Source organism: Dactylosporangium sp. NPDC000244 (genome assembly GCF_040300725.1).
GTDB lineage: Bacteria > Actinomycetota > Actinomycetes > Mycobacteriales > Micromonosporaceae > Dactylosporangium.
The window spans coordinates 1-13889 of the sequence record NZ_JBEPEH010000026.1; the positions used below are offsets into that span (position 1 = coordinate 1).

The window sequence follows — 13889 nt, forward strand, 5'->3', positions numbered from 1 at the left end:
CCACCACCCCCCCCCCCAACACAACACCGGGGGGCCCGGCCCGGCGGGCCGCACCACCGTTTAACACCAGTCACCTAGGCCGTATTTCGGTGGTATAGCGGTCCAGCAAACGTGGAGCGGGCGACGCCGCCCGGTGGCCGAAAGATCCGCGTGGTCAGCGCGGTCGCGAGGGTGGGCGTGAGCATCGTCGCGACGCTCACGAACACGAAGACCCGGTCGGTCGTGCCGACCCCGCCGACCCGCAGCGGCAGCGCGGCGAGCCAGGCGCCGCCGAACGCCAGCAGCAGGAAAACATCCCACCGAGGACCACGGCACCTGGTCCGGCCGCTCGTACATCTGTGTCATGGCCCCGAACGCTAGGCGCCCCGCACGGTCCGGTCCGGCCTGTGGACTGGCCGGAATATGGTGGCGCAGGCACCACAATCCGGCCCGCGACCGTGACGTTTCCGCACCGGCCTGGTATTCCGGCCAGGGTGAACCTGTTCTCCGCCACCGCCCTGCGCCGCGGGGTCACCGCCATCGGCGCGGCCGTCCTGCGCTACGTCGGCCACCACACCGGCTGACCGTTTCGAGCCCCGCTCGCGGCTTGCTCAGGCGGGTGCGTCGAACGAGGCGGAAAGCTCGGCGATCCGGCCCGCCGACCAGCGCACCCGCAGCGTTCCGGCGCCGCCCGCGGACCAGGCGACCCGGGCCACGTCCTCGTCGCCGGCGGAGTCGACCGAGGTCACGTTCAGGGTGTCGTCGGGCGGGGCGGCGGAGTAGGCGGCCGCGATCGCGTCGCGGCCCACGTACGGGCTTCCCGGGTCGCCCTCGATGCGCAGGGTCGCGGTGTCGCCGAAGCGGTCCAGGTAGCCGGCCCAGTCGCCGGTGCGGACGCCCTCGTTGAACAGCCGGCACTGGGTCAGCACGCGCTCTGTCATGCCGAAGATGTACCACTGTTGTCGATCTCTGTCACTAGCGCTCACGCGATCGCGGCGCCTGGCGGGGAATCACCCGTCATTCGCCGGTCAGCCCCGCGTCGCGGGCGAGCACGATCGCTTGAGCCCGATCCGCGACCTGCAGCTTCGTGAAGATGTTCGACACGTGGTTGCGCACGGTCTTCTGGCTCACGCCCAGCCGCTCGGCGATCTGCGGGTTGGTCAGATGCCGGGCGATGTGGGCCAGGATCTGCCGCTCGCGCTGCGTCAGCTCCGGGAACGGGTCGGGCGCAGTACGGTCCAGGCCCGCGAAGAACCCCATGAGCCGGGTCGCGATCGCCGGCCCGAAGATCGCCTCGCCGTCGGCGACCACCCGGATCGAGCGGATGATCTCCGTGCGCCGGGCGCCCTTGAGCACGTAGCCGCGGGCGCCCGCGCGCACGGCGGCGAAGACCGAGTCGTCGTCGTCGGCCATGCTCAGCACCAGTACCCGCACGTGCGGCATGGCGGCCGTGATGCGCTCGGTCGCGGCGATCCCGCCCATGCCGGGCATCACCAGGTCGAGCAGCACCACGTCGGGCTGCAGCCGGGGCAACGCGGTCAGGGCCTCCTCGCCGCTGGCGGCCTCACCGCACACCTCGACCTCGGCGCTGGTGGCCAGCAACGCCCGCAGCCCGGCCCGGAACTGCTCGTGATCGTCGACCACAAGGACGCGTACCGTGCCGGTCATCGGGGCAGCCTCGCCGTGACACTTGTGCCGCCCACGCCCGACTCGACGACCAGCTCGCCGCCGAGCTCCGCGGCCCGCTCCCGCATCGAGTGCATGCCCACCCCGCCCTCTCGCGCCACCGTGGTCCCGTGCCCGTCGTCGCTCACCACCACGCTGAGCCGATCCTCGTCCAGAACAAGCCGCAGTTGTACCGTCTTCGCGCCGGCGTGCCGCCGCGCGTTCGCGAGGGCCTCGACCGCGATCCGGTACGCCGCCACCTCGGTCGCCGCCGGCAGCCCGTCCAGCCCCGCCGGCGCGTCCAGGCGCACTCGCGGGCTGCCCGCCGGCTGCTGCCCAAGGTGCGCCCGCAGCGCCCCGGCCAGCCCGAGCGTGTCCAGCGCGGGCGGTCGCAGCCCGTCCACGAGCCGCCGCACGTCGGCGACCGCGGTCTGCGCGTCGGTCACGATCTCCTCCAGCAGCCTGCGCGCCTGCTCGGGCCCGACCTCCTGGGCCGCCTCCGCGCGCATGGTCAGCCCGGCCAGCGTCGGCCCGAGCCCGTCGTGCAGGTCCCGGCGCAGCCGCCGGCGCTCCTCCTCGCGGGCGATGACGAGCTGCTCGCGGGAGCGCTGCAGCGCCGCGGAGTACCGCACCGCCTGCACCGCGACCCCGATGTGCCGGGCCAGGTCGGCCAGCAGCCGCAGGTCCCGCGGTCCGAGCGCCGCCTCACCCGGCCGCGGCCCGAGCCGCAGCGCCCCGACGGGCTCCCCGCCGGCCACGAGGGGCAGCGTCACCGGGTCGGCCGGGCGGGCCCCGAGCTCGTAGAGCGGGCCGGCGTCGACCTCGATCCCGACGTACGACAGCTGCAGCGCCTCCCGCACCGTCGACGTGCTGGTGGCCAGGATCGCGCCCGGGTCCGGCACCGCGGCCAGCCGCTCGCCGAGGCGCGCGAGGACGGTGTACGGGTCGTCGCGCTCGCCGTACACCAGCAGATTGACCCGGCGCTGCACCCACTGGCGCAGGGCGCCGAAGACCAGCGCCCCGGCCACGGCCGCGAGCACCGACGAGGCCCCGAGCGCCCCGACGACCAGCACATAGGCGCCGGCGACGGCCGCGGACAGCATGACGAACGCCGCGGTACGGCTGATGAGGAAATCGATGTCGAAGAGCCGGTGGCGCAGGATCGCCACGCCGATGCCCGCCGGCACGAGTGCGATCGAGAGCCCCCCGACGACGTCCCAGGCCATGCCCTCGACCGGCCACACCCGATCCGGCCGCGCGTCGCTCAGCCCGGTCACGAGCCGCACCAGGACGACGATGGCCACGATTCCGCAGGTGTACCCCAGCCAGCGCGCCTGCTGCCGCCCCGGGCCTTCGCCGGACTCCCGCATGCGCAAGGCCACGGCCGCCGCCCCGGCAACGAACGCCAGCGCGATGGCCACCGTGAACGCCATCTCGGCGACGGACGCCACGCCGCTCACCCCGCCGACCCCGAGTGGGTTGGCCGGCGCGCGCGGCCGCACCTGGTCGTTGCCCCCCGGCCGCAGCGCGGCGGTCACCGCGGCCAGCCCCGCCAGGCCGGCCACGACGCCGACCGCCCAGCGCGGCGGCCGCCGGTCCGGGAAGTACGCCGGCACGAGCGCGAGCCCGAGATTGGCCGGCACCCACAGCCACGTCTGCGGCCAGGCCAGCGCCGCGCTGCCGGTCGTCACGGCCAGTTGCCCGCAGCACTCCAGCAGCGCGAACGACCCACCGCTGAGCAGCAGCAGCGGCCCGACCGGGTTCCCGGCCCGCCGCGCCACGATCAGGGCCCCGACGACCGCGCAGGCGACGACCGCCGGCAGGTACGTGACCTCGCCGGCCGGCGCACCGTTGCGTACGGCGAGCCATCCTCCCACCACGGCCAGGACGAGGCTCACCCCGCCTAGCGGCCAAGCCGCCGCCCTCACCGCCCGCACACTAGCCGACCGGCGCGTTTGCGCGGCTGGTTGTCATGAATCCGATCCCGGCCACGAGCACCCAGGCCGCGCCGGGGAACAGCGCGCCGTACTGCGCCGGGAACGCCTGAGTGGCGAGCACGAGCACGGCCGCGAGCGCGCTGATCGCCGCGAGCCACCGGGAGGCCGACCCGTGCCGGAACCCGCCGACCGCCACCGCCGCGGCCGCGATGCCCGCACCCGACCACAACCACGGCAGGGTGTTGTAGACCTCGACGAGCGCGGCGATGGTGTCGGGGTCCCAGCGCCCGGGATCGCCGAGGGCCCAGTACAGCTCGGTGCAGATGCCGCCGCCGACGAGCAGCAGCACGGCCACGATCCCGACCCCGGCCGCCGCGACGCCCGGCACGAGGCTCCCGGCCGGCTCCTGCGCCCCGAGATGCCGCCGCAGCCCGGCCGCGAAGACGACCAGCAGCGCCGCGGCGACGAAGCAGACGACCTGCGTGGACCACACGTATGTGCGCTGCCCGGAGATGGCCTCGACGACGAGCGCGTTGTCCCTGATCCCGTCACCGACGTTCGCGGTGAGGTTGCTGCCGGCGAAGAGCCCGGCGAACCCGACGAGCCCGCCCAGGGCCCCGGCCGCGGCCCAGCCGCGATGGTTCGATGTAGTCATGCCGGGGATGCTGCCGCCGGCGCGACCCGCCCCGGACCCCCGCCGAGTCCCGGCCGACCGGGAACATTGTCCCGGCTGCGGCGACGGGCCCGTGCCTCGTCCTGCGGCAGCGCCACACCGTCCAGCCGCGCGGCGAACCCGGCACCGAGCTGCGCGGGCTCCCGCTCGTCCCGAACGACCGGTCGGCCCTGGAATGGGCAGGCCCGGGTGGTGTCACGCGGGTGGTGGCTGGGTCGGGTCGATGCCCTGCAGGAAGTCGCTGGTCGTCTGGGCGATTCGGGCAGCGCCGATGGCCTCGGCCCAGCGGTGTACCTCCGTGGCCAATGCGACCGCGCCGGGCTCGTCGCCTGTGTCGCGGGCCAGTACCGCGAGCAGAACCTGCTGGGACAGGGTGCCCGCGACCAGCCCGGCGCGGGCGCCCAGGGCCGTCGCCTCATGCCAGCGCTCCCGGGCCTCGGCGTGGTTGCCGGCCTCGTGCGCGTGGTCGCCGAGGTGCCGCTGAGCCTCCCGGCGCAACAGGTCGTCGCCCGCGGCGTTGGCCAGGGCGCGCTCGTAGTGCGCGGGCGCGGCCGCGCGGTCCTCGAGGACGTTGTCGTAGATGAGCCCGAGGTAGTGATGCGCCCACCCGAGGCGGAGCCCGTCCGGCGCCGTGGCGATGAACCGCTCGGCCCGGTCGCGCAGGGCCGGATCGGGCTTGCGCATTTTGCCACGGTACTCGTACCGCAACCGCGCAAACCCCAAGTCCCACCGCCCGTTGTCGTCCAGCGCGTTCTCGTCCACCGTGGACAGTCGATCGGCGCCGTCTCCGTTGCCGTTGTACCAGGCCGAGTCCACGGCGATCTCCGCCGCCGCCAACGCCAGCACGGCGCGGGTGGGGGAGTGTGATAGCCCGGCGGCCGCGGCGTCGAGCAGCCCCGTGGCCTGCTCCCACCGCCCGGCGAGCGCGAGTCCCCGGGCGGCCGCGAGCAGCTCGTCGAGGGCGATCGTTGCGGTCGTTGTCATGCCGGCGACGGTAGTAACCGAAAAAACTATCCACAAGAAAACTACTTTGCCGCGCACGACGCCGGACAGCCGCACATGAGCGAACGCGCAATGATCGAACGCGCACCGCGTGAGTGTGCGGCGCCCAGGTTCGGCGCCGCGCGGGTGTGCAGTGGGTGGGTGGGGCGGTGAGCCGTGGGTAGCCCGGTGATAGGTGGTCGAGGCGGCACTACTGCATGGGCTGGCGTACGTGCCGGCGTTCCCGCGGGTCGCCGGGGACCTGGCCGCGACCGCGACCCAGGTTCAGCTGACCCTGACCACGTTCTTCGTCGGCATGGCCCTCGGCCAGCTGACGGGCGGGCCGGTGTCTGACCAACGCGGTCGTCGCCGCCCGCTGATCGTGGCAATCCTGGTGTTCGTCGTCGCGTCGGTTGCCTGCGCGCTCGCGCCGAGTGTGGGTGTCATGATGGTCGCCCGGTTCGTGCAGGGTTTCGCCGGCGGCTGGGCCATGGTCATCGGCCGCGCCGTCATCGTCGATCTCGCCACCGGCGCCGAGCTCGTCCGTGTGCTCAATGTCATCGCCGGTGTCGGCGGTGTCGCGCCGATCGTCGGGCCGCTGCTCGGCGCGGTTATTCTGCAGCTGTCGCATTGGCGGATCTCGTTCTGGACCGTCGCCGGCCTCGGGATCGCCATGCTGCTGGCCGTCCTCGTCGCAGTGCCGGAGACGCTGCCGTCCGAACGCCGTCACGCAGGTGGCCTGCGCGCCATGGCTCGCGCCGGCCGGTACGTCCTGGCCCAGCGCCGCTACGTCGGTTACCGCCGCCGGCATGACCGTCGCCGCCCCGACCGCCGCCCGCCTCGCCGGACGCATCGCCACCCGCGCCGTCATCCTCACCGGCCAGATCGCCGCCCTCACCGCCGGCACCGCGATGCTCATCGGCGCCGTCTGGTTCGACACCCCGCTGCGCCTCGCCATCGCATGCTTTCTGGTGCTGATGACCGCCCAGGGATGCATCGGCGCGAACAGCGGAGCGCTCGCCTCCGCCGAGGTTTCCGCCCACGCCGGAACCGGCTCCGCGCTGCTCGGGTTCGCCCAGTGGGTCATGGCCGGCACCGTCGCCCCGATCGCCGACCTCGGCGGCCAGGACACCGCCGTACCGATGGCCCTCATCATGATCGGCGGCGCCGTCGTGTCCATGATCGGACTCCTCATCGTCGCCCGCCCGCCCCGGCAACCGCAGTGACGGGCTGGGGTTGCTGTCACAGCCGGGAACGGCAACCAACACCGGGTGCGGCGATCCGCGAATGTGCGGTGCGCGGGGATCGGCGCGCTGGCGGCTACGGTGGACGGCGTGGAGGACGCCGCCGATCGGCATGTGGATGCCTGGGCCCGGGAGTTCGAGAACTTCGACCTCGTCGCCGAGGCGATCTTTGCGCGGCTTGCCATCCTCGCGCGGCATCAGACGCAGCTGCGGCGCGATGTGCTTGCCGAGGGTGGGCTGCAGCACTGGCAGTTCAAAGTCCTGCTGATGCTGCGAAGAAACGGGCCGCCCTACACCGCCAGTCCATCGCAGCTCGCCGACCTCCTCGGGCTGACTCGCGGGGCGTTGTCGGCTCGGCTCGCGGCCATCGAGGACGCGGGCTGGATCGTGCGGGAAGCCGACGCGCGGGACCGGCGGCGGGTGCACGTCAGGCTCACCGATGCCGGCAATGACACGCTCATGCGGCACATCGGCGGGGAAGGGCGCGGTGAGCGGATACTGCTGGCGGGAATGACCGAGCGAGAGCGGAAGACCCTCGCGAATCTGTTGCGCAAGATGGTGCTCGCGGCCGAGGGGGAGGCCTGAACGTCGGCGCGGTGAGCGAGTGGCCGGTTGCGCCTGTCCGAACTTGCGCGGATCGCGGCCGGCGGCCGGCGGCCGGCGGCTGGCGGCGAAGAAGAGGTCTGGACGCCCACTGTGGACGGCGTGCCGGGGGAGAGAGCCCCGACCGCCGTCCACAGTGGACGAGATCACTACTTCCAGGTTGCGTTGACCGTCTGCGCCGCCGTGCCCGTGTTCAGGGTGCGGTTCGCGCCGCTCTCCCACGTGATCGCGCCGTCCGTGTTCTTCTTGATGAACTTGTACTCGACCGCGGTGTTCGCCGGCATGGTCACCGTCGCCGACCAGATCGGGTAGTTCGCCGACGACAGGGCGATCGCGCTCGCGGTGTTCCACGAGCCGAGCGCCGGGATCGAGCCGACGACGAACACGTTCTGGCCGAACGTCGTGGTCACGTTGGCGTTGAACGTCACCGCCGGGCTGGTCGTCGAGGAGCCGTTCCAACTGGTGCTGACGGTGCCGGCGCCGGTGGCGGGCACCGTGTAGGTGTGGTTGTTGCCCGGCTCCCAGGTGACCGTGCCCGAGCTGGTCTTGGTGATGAATTTGTACTCGATCGCCGTCCCGGCCGGCAGCGTCACCGTCGTCGTCCAGTTGGCGCCGCTGGCCGTCATCGGGATCGCGTTCGCGGTGTTCCAGGAGCCGAGCTGGGCGATCGAGCCGATGAGGTACACCGGGGTGCCGGTCGGCGCGCCGGAGACCGTGAACGACACGCCGTTGGCCGCGGGGCTGGTCGAGACCGACGGGCTGGGCGAGGCCGTCGAGCCGCCGGTGACCCGCGCGTCGGCGTGGATCGCGACCGCGTCCTTGGCCGCGACGCCGACGGTGGCCTGGCCGCTGCCGTTCACCGTGACCGTCGGGCCCGAGCAGGTCGACGCCGACGTGTTGTAGTCACCGTGGATCACGTCGCAGTAGACGCCGGCCGGCAGCCCGGTGCTGAAGGTGCGCGACCCCACCGCGCCGCTGCCGTTGTTGATGGCGACCCAGCCATTGCTACCGCGGGAGAACGCGATCGCGTTCGACCCGTCCGACCACCAGTTGCCCACCGTCGTGTCGGCCCGCGTCGCGTTGTGGAAGCCCACCATGTTCTTGATCGCGCGCTGCCGGTGCTGGCACTCCCAGCCGCTGCCGCACGTGACCGGCGTGACGTACCCGTTGCCGTCGGCCGGGGGCGAGGCGTCGTTGTTCGAGAACGTGAACGAGCTCATCACGTTCGGGGTGCCGAAGTTCCACGCGAGCATGAACACGTTCGCGAGGGTGTCGGTGGCGCCCGCCTTGTAGTTCAGCGTCGAGCCGTTGCGCTCGGTGTCGTGGTTGGACACGAAGACGGTCGACTTGGCGCTCGGCTCCAGGCCCCAGCTCGGGCCGAAGGTCTGCAGGTTGGCGATGCTGCCGTTGAACTGGTTCTTGAGGCTGGTGGCGTAGGTGAACTCGAGCACGCCGCCGATGCCCTCGTACGCGGACGGCGCCAGGTTGCCGGGTCCGCCGGGCATGACCTCCTGCGACCAGTACACATTCTGGTTCGTCAGCTTGCCCTTGATGGCCGACAGGTCGGCCTGCGCCATGTGCTTGGCCGCGTCCACGCGGAAGCCGTCGACGCCGACCGAGATGAGGTCGTTGAGGTAGCCCGCGATCTTCGTGCGCACGTAGTCGGTGCCGGTCTTGAGGTCCGACAGGCCGACGAGCTGGCAGTTCCAGACCTCGGTCTGGTTGTTGTAGTCGTGGATCTGGTTGTCCGACTGCGGGCAGTCGGCCGGGTAGAAGTGGAAGTCCGACGAGCTGTAGCCGGCGCTGGGGTAGCTGTAGTTGTTCGTGAAGCTCGCGCCGCCGTAGGCCGTCGTGCTGGACTGGTTCGCGCCGGTCATGTGGTTGATGACGGCGTCGACGTATACCTTGACGCCGGCGGTGTGGCAGGCGTTCACCATGCTCTGGAACTGCGCCCGGGTGCCCATGCGGCCGTTGAGGTCGTAGGCGGCGGGCTGGTAGATGTCCCACCACGGGTGGCCGGCGACGCTGATCGAGTCCTCGGGCGGGGCGACCTGCACCGCGCCGTACCCGGCCGGACCGAGCACGTTCGTGCACTCGGTCGCGATCGAGGTCCACGGCCACAGCCACAGGTTCGCGATCACGTCGTTGTTGCCGACGGCGGCCTCGGCCTTGCGGTCGCCGGTGAGCAGCGGCACCGTCAGGGCCGCGCAGAGCATCAGGCCGCCGATCGCGGCCAGGGTTCGTTTGAGGCGGGGTGTGCGCACGGGGGTCCTCCGGATTGGCGGAAAGCGGAGTGCGACCCGGTGGCGGCCGGATCGATTGACGCTGAGCTTCGGTCCCGCTGAAACCTCCTGTCAAGGACCTTGCAGAAATTGCCCGCAAGCAGTTCTCGCAAGGTCCTTGAACTGGAGAAACCTTCAGGAAGATCTGGTACTTCTTGCAAAGATCCACACGGTCGAGTCGGCTGGAATCGCACGTCCGTCGATGGCTCGGCTGGCGAGCGTGACCTCGGAGCCGGCCGGCAGCGCGACCGGCTCCGGCGAGAGGTTCACGATGCACCGGAAGTCGTCGCGGGCGAAGTCCAGCACCCCGTCCGGGCTCTCGTGCCAGCGCAGCGGGCCGGTGAGCCGGCGGCGCAGCGCGAGCGCGGCCCGGTACAGCTCCACAGTGGACGCGCGGTCCCGGGCCAGCCCCGCCCACGCCGGCGGCTGCGGAAGCCAGGACGCGCCGGTGGCCGAGAACCCGTACGCGGGCGCCTGCGACTCCCACGGCAACGGCACGCGGCAGCCGTCGCGGCCGGGATCCGTGCCGCCGGAGCGGAGCCACACCGGGTCCTGGCGGGCGTCCGCGGGCAGGTCGAGCACCTCGGGCAGGCCGAGCTCGTCGCCCTGGTACAGGTACGCCGAACCCGGCAACGCCAGCATGAGCAGCGCGGCGGCGTTGGCCCGCTCGAGGGAGCCGAGCCGGGTCGCGTGCCGGCGCACGTCGTGGTTGGACAGCACCCACGTCGTCGGCGCGCCCACGGACCCGGCGGCGTGCAGGCACGAGTCGATGCTCGCCCGCACTGCCGCCGGATCGCCCCAGTCGGCCTGCAGGAACTCGAAGTTGAACGCCTGGTGCAGCTCGTCGGGGGCCGTGTACCGGGCGAGGCGCTGCGGACTCGACGCCCACGCCTCGGCGACGGCCATGCGCTGCCCCGGGTACGAGTCCAGGATCTTGCGCCAGGCCTTGTGGATCTCGTGCACGCCGTCCTGGTCGAAGTACGGCAGCACCCGCCGCCCGAGCAGCCCGATCTGGCCGGTGAGCCCCGCCGCGGGGTACCCGGCGGCCTTCACCATCCCGTGCGCCACGTCGATGCGGAAGCCGTCGACGCCGCGGTCGAGCCAGAAGCGCAGCACACCCTCGAACTCGACCCGCACGTCGGGGTTGTCCCAGTTCAGGTCCGGCTGGGCCGGGTCGAACAGGTGCAGGTACCACTCGCCGTCGGCCGTCCGCGTCCACGCCGGGCCGCCGAATACGGACTCCCAGTCGTTCGGGGGCTCACCGTCCGTGGTCGCGGGGCGGAAGTGGTATCGCGCACGGGCCGGTCCGCCTGGAAGTTCTTGCAAGGCTTGCGTGAACCAAGCGTGTTCGCTGGAGGTGTGGTTGGGGACGACGTCGATGATCACCCGCAGGTCCAGGTCGTGCGCGGCGGCGAGCATGGCGTCGAAGTCGGCGAGGGTGCCGAAGCTCGGGTCGACGTCGCGGTAGTCGGACACGTCGTAGCCGCCGTCGACCATGGGGGAGCGGAAGAACGGGGTCAGCCAGATCGCGTCGACGCCGAGGTCGCGCAGGTGGGGCAGGCGCTCGCGCAGGCCGATGAGGTCGCCGTCGCCGTCGCCGTTGCCGTCGGCGAAGCTGCGGACGTAGACCTCGTAGATGACGGCGGTGCGCCACCACTCTTGCGGCGGCATATCCGAAATGTCGGACATCTGGTCCCTTCCTGGGGCGTGGTGCGGCCACGCGCGGCCAATGGGGGAGGCCGGCGAGGGCGCGAAGACTCCGCGCGGGACATTCGGCAGGCCACGCGCGGCAAAGCGCACCGCAACGGCCGAAGAGGCCGAGCGGCGAGGTGCGCCGCACGGCCGGAGGGCCGGGCGGCGAGGTGTGCCGCGCGGCTGAAAACCGAGCGGCGAGGTGCGCCGCACGGCCGGAGAGACGCGCGGCGAAGCCCGCCGCACGGTTGGAAAGCCGAGCGGCGAGGTGCGCCGCGCGATCAGAAGACCGCGCGGCGAATCAACAGTGCTCAGGAGCGCGGCGCGGGCCCGCCAGCCTGTGCCGGTACAACTGGAAAGGAACGGGAAAAGGGGAACGGAACGCTCAGCGAGGGGCGATTCCCGTCGAGTTGCGCACGACCAGCTCCGGCGCGAACAGGAACTCCGAGTGCGGCGACGGCTGCCCGTTGATCGCGTCGATCAGCGACTGCGCCGCCGCGTTCGACATCGCGAGCACGGGCTGGCGCAGCGTGGTCAGCGGCGGGTCGGTGAACGCGATCAGCGGCGAGTCGTCGTAGCCGACCACCGACACGTCCCCGGGCACCGACAGCCCCCGCGAGCGCGCCGCCCGCACGGCGCCGAGCGCCATGAGGTCGGAGCCGCACACGAGCGCGGTCACGCCGCGGTCGAGCAGCCTCCCGGCCGCCGCCGCGCCGCCCTCGACGCCGAAGAGCGAGAGCTCGATCTCGTCGGGGAGGCCGTGGCGGCGCATCGCCTCGCGGTACCCGAGGATCTTGCGCTGCACCGGGGTGAAGCGCTCGGGGCCGGAGATGAAGCCGATGCGGGTGTGGCCGAGCGAGGCCAGGTGATCGACCGCCAGCTCGCTGGCGCGGGCGTCGTCGCACGAGATGCACGGCGCATCGAGCCCCGGGACGTGCCCGGTGATCATGACGATGGGCAGCGGGCGGTCGATGAGCTTGCGGTACCGGTCGTGGTCCGCCGTCGTGTCCGCGTGCAGCCCGGAGACGAAGATGATGCCGGCGACCGCGCGGTCGAGCAGCATCTCGATGTACTCGTCCTCGGTCACGCCACCGGGCGTCTGCGTGCACAGGACGGGCGTGAACCCGTGCCGGGACAGCGCCGACTCGATGACCTGCGCGAACAGCGGGAAGATCGGGTTCTCGAGCTCCGGCGTCACGAGGCCGACGAGGCCGGCGCTGCGCTTGCGGAGTCGTTCGGGTCGCTCGTAACCGAGCACGTCGAGCGCGGTGAGCACGGCGTGCCGGGTGTCGGCGCTGACCCCGGGCCGGTCGTTGAGCACCCGCGAGACGGTGGCCTCGCTGACCTCCGCCTGCTTGGCGATGTCGGCGAGACGAGCTCGTGGAGCGTCCATGGCCATGCGACGAGAGTAAGCGGCTCCACGCCGAAATTGAAAGTCGCTTGGAAGGGCTTTCATTCGATGCAAGTCCTTGCTACGGTCTGCGCCACCGGCAATCGATCGACACCCCTGTACCGATGCCGTTCACCATTTCCTGGCTACACGCATGCCTTCAGCCGGCCTGCGTGTGCTCCACCCTGAACAGGAGCATCCATGCGCATCCCCCTGCGCGCCGTCGGCGTGCTCGCCCTCGCGGCGTTGACCCTCACCGCCTGCTCGTCGTCGAAGACCCCCCAGAGCTCCTCCACCGCGCCCACCGCCACGCTCACCATCTGGGCCGACGACCAGCGCGCCGCCGCCCTGAAGCCGTTCGCGGAGCAGTTCGGGCAGGCCAACCACGTGGACGTGCAGGTCCAGGCGGTCTCCAAGGACCTGCAGACCAACTTCGTCACCGCCGCGCAGTCGGGCAAGGGTCCGGACATCGTCGTGGGCGCCCATGACTGGATCGGCAACCTGGTGCAGAACGGCACCATCGACCCGATCCAGCTGTCGGACTCGCAGAAGTCCGGCTTCGCCGACGTGGCGATGAAGGCCGTGACCTTCAACGGGCAGGTCTACGGCGTGCCGTACGCCATCGAGAACCTCGCCCTCATCCGCAACACGGACCTGGTCCCCACCGCGCCGGCCAGCATCGAGGACCTCGTCGCGGCCGGGAAGGCGCTCAAGGACTCGGGCAAGGTCAGCAACATCCTGTCGCTGCAGGTGGGGCAGAACGGCGACGCGTACCACGTCTACCCGCTCTTCACCTCGGCCGGCGGCTACCTCTTCGGCACCAAGTCCAACGGCGACTACGACCCGGCGGACCTCGGCGTCGACAAGCCCGCGTCGGTGGAGGCGTTCAAGAAGATCGCCGCGCTCGGCGAGAAGGGCTCCGGCGCGCTGACCCGCTCGGTCAACAGCGACAACGCGATCCCCACGTTCACCGGCGGCAAGGCCCCGTTCCTGATCTCGGGCCCGTGGGCGGTCGCCGACATCAAGAAGGCCGGCATCAAGTACGACATCACCCCGGTGCCCGGGTTCGCCGGCGGCAAGGCCGCGCAGCCGTTCGTCGGCGTGCAGGCGTTCTATGTGGCCAGCAAGGGTCGTAGCAAGGCGCTGGCCAACGAGTTCATCACGAACTACCTGACCAAGCCGGAGCTGCAGGTCGCGCTGTACCAGGCCAACCCCCGCCCGCCGGCCCTGAACGCCGCGATGGACCAGGTCAAGGGCAGCGACCCCGACATCGAGAAGTGGCTCGCCGCGGGCAAGGGCGGCGCCGTGCTGCCCGCCATCCCGGCCATGGCCGCGGTGTGGGACCCGTTCGGCAAGGCGGAGTCGGCGATCGTCGGTGGCGCGGATGTACCGTCCACACTGGCCGGTGCCGCCAAGACCATCTCCGATGCGATCAGCAAGTAA

At 71.8% G+C, this 13889-nt stretch carries 11 protein-coding genes and 1 pseudogene; 4 read left to right on the forward strand and 8 right to left on the reverse strand.

The annotated features are described in order from the left end of the window. Positions 1-590: 590 nt before the first annotated feature. The 5 genes from ABT369_RS33340 to ABT369_RS33360 all read right to left on the reverse strand — a co-directional run bounded on the left by ABT369_RS33340 (position 591) and on the right by ABT369_RS33360 (position 5238). Positions 591-920, reverse strand: coding sequence for a nuclear transport factor 2 family protein (locus ABT369_RS33340; protein WP_350617912.1), 330 nt, complete (start codon positions 918-920; stop codon positions 591-593). Positions 921-996: 76 nt separating this feature from the next. Further along, entirely contained in the window at positions 997-1647 is a 651-nt protein-coding gene (locus tag ABT369_RS33345) for a response regulator (RefSeq protein WP_350617914.1), read from the reverse strand. Further along, positions 1644-3572: a sensor histidine kinase gene (locus ABT369_RS33350; RefSeq protein ID WP_350617916.1), complete on the reverse strand. Its 1929-nt coding sequence runs from the start codon at positions 3570-3572 to the stop codon at positions 1644-1646. The genes ABT369_RS33345 and ABT369_RS33350 overlap by 4 nt, the downstream gene beginning before the upstream one ends. A gap of 10 nt (positions 3573-3582) precedes the next feature. Beyond that, entirely contained in the window at positions 3583-4236 is a 654-nt protein-coding gene (locus tag ABT369_RS33355) for a hypothetical protein (RefSeq protein WP_350617918.1), read from the reverse strand. Between the two features lie 213 nt (positions 4237-4449). Continuing rightward, positions 4450-5238, reverse strand: coding sequence for a tetratricopeptide repeat protein (locus ABT369_RS33360; RefSeq protein WP_350617920.1), 789 nt, complete (start codon positions 5236-5238; stop codon positions 4450-4452). Between the two features lie 229 nt (positions 5239-5467). Here ABT369_RS33360 and ABT369_RS33365 point away from each other — a divergent pair. The 3 genes and pseudogenes from ABT369_RS33365 to ABT369_RS33375 form a co-directional block, all read left to right on the forward strand. Beyond that, positions 5468-5914 (forward strand): annotated as a pseudogene (locus ABT369_RS33365) (MFS transporter); the annotation flags it as partial. A gap of 130 nt (positions 5915-6044) precedes the next feature. Continuing rightward, positions 6045-6461: an MFS transporter gene (locus ABT369_RS33370; RefSeq protein ID WP_350617922.1), complete on the forward strand. Its 417-nt coding sequence runs from the start codon at positions 6045-6047 to the stop codon at positions 6459-6461. Positions 6462-6569: 108 nt separating this feature from the next. Further along, a complete protein-coding gene (locus ABT369_RS33375) occupies positions 6570-7064 on the forward strand; it encodes a MarR family winged helix-turn-helix transcriptional regulator (RefSeq protein ID WP_350617924.1) in 495 nt (164 codons plus the stop codon). A 167-nt stretch (positions 7065-7231) separates the two neighbouring features. Here ABT369_RS33375 and ABT369_RS33380 read toward each other — a convergent pair whose 3' ends face one another. The 3 genes from ABT369_RS33380 to ABT369_RS33390 form a co-directional block, all read right to left on the reverse strand. Continuing rightward, on the reverse strand, positions 7232-9346 hold the full coding sequence (locus ABT369_RS33380; protein ID WP_350617926.1) for a carbohydrate-binding module family 20 domain-containing protein: 2115 nt from the start codon (positions 9344-9346) through the stop codon (positions 7232-7234). A gap of 153 nt (positions 9347-9499) precedes the next feature. Next, positions 9500-11053 (reverse strand): glycoside hydrolase family 13 protein, encoded by a 1554-nt coding sequence (locus ABT369_RS33385; protein ID WP_502891849.1) that lies wholly within the window; start codon positions 11051-11053, stop codon positions 9500-9502. A gap of 388 nt (positions 11054-11441) precedes the next feature. Next, positions 11442-12449: a LacI family DNA-binding transcriptional regulator gene (locus tag ABT369_RS33390; protein WP_350618194.1), complete on the reverse strand. Its 1008-nt coding sequence runs from the start codon at positions 12447-12449 to the stop codon at positions 11442-11444. 204 nt (positions 12450-12653) lie between these two features. On the opposite strand from ABT369_RS33390, the gene ABT369_RS33395 reads away from it, so the two are divergent. Further along, complete coding sequence (locus tag ABT369_RS33395; protein WP_502891851.1) at positions 12654-13889, forward strand: sugar ABC transporter substrate-binding protein; 1236 nt, start codon at positions 12654-12656, stop codon at positions 13887-13889.